Source organism: Aeromonas sp. Prich7-2 (assembly GCF_017939255.1).
Taxonomy (GTDB): Bacteria; Pseudomonadota; Gammaproteobacteria; order Enterobacterales; family Aeromonadaceae; genus Aeromonas; species Aeromonas caviae.
Genome location: NZ_JAGKRI010000258.1, coordinates 1 through 835, shown reverse-complemented (window position 1 = coordinate 835; position 835 = coordinate 1). Strand labels below are relative to the sequence as shown.

1 protein-coding gene is annotated in these 835 nt (G+C 55.3%); it reads right to left on the bottom strand.

All coding sequences use genetic code 11. The features are described from left to right. Nucleotides 1-9: 9 nt before the first annotated feature. On the bottom strand, nt 10-835 hold an 826-nt coding region (locus tag J9892_RS21510; RefSeq protein ID WP_210538947.1), incomplete at its 5' end, for an IS3-like element ISAs17 family transposase.

The following is an 835-nucleotide window of genomic DNA, read 5'->3' as shown; positions in this document are numbered from 1 at the left end:
TTTTCCCGCTTAGGGTTGTGATACCCGACTGCGCAGAAATTCCCGTGGTGAACGGTATCCCAAGGCGCTGTGCGGGTGGTGCTCGTTATAATGCTCAAACGCGATAGCCAAATTGCCTACCGCTGTTCGGCTATCCGGTTTTGGCATCATCTCGATATAGTCTCGCTTCATCGTCTTCACGAAGCTCTCCGCTATACCGTTACTCTGTGGGCTTCTCACTGCTGTCGTTCTGGGCTCCAACCCGATTTCTCGTGCAAACGCGCGGGTCTCATGGGCTCGATACGCCGAGCCATTATCAGTCAGCCACTCCACCGGTGATGCCGGCAACGAATCCCCAAAGCGATGTTCGACAGACCTCAGCATGACATCTTGCACAGTGTCACTATCGTAACCCCCAGTACTGGCCGCCCAGTCCAACGCTTCCCTATCGCAGCAATCCATGGCGAACGTGACACGTAGTTTTTCACCGTTATCGCAGCGAAACTCGAAGCCATCTGAGCACCACCGTCGATTGCTCTCCTTGACGGCAACACGCCCCTTATGTGCCTGCTGGGCCAATGGTGCAGCTGGTTTTCTTTCCAGCAGCAAGCCATGTTCGCGCATGACGCGATATACCCGCTTAGCGTTTACCACAGGTTGTTCTGTTGCCTCAGACTGACGCCGTAACAGCGCCCAGACCCGGCGATAGCCATAGGAGGGAAGCTCTGCCATCGCCTCCATGATACGGCCAAGTAAGGCTGCATCATCACGCTGGCGATGATGACGACCATCTTGCCAACCCGGTTTTCGATGAACACGAACGGATAGCTGCGCACGCGATACATTAAGAGCCTGG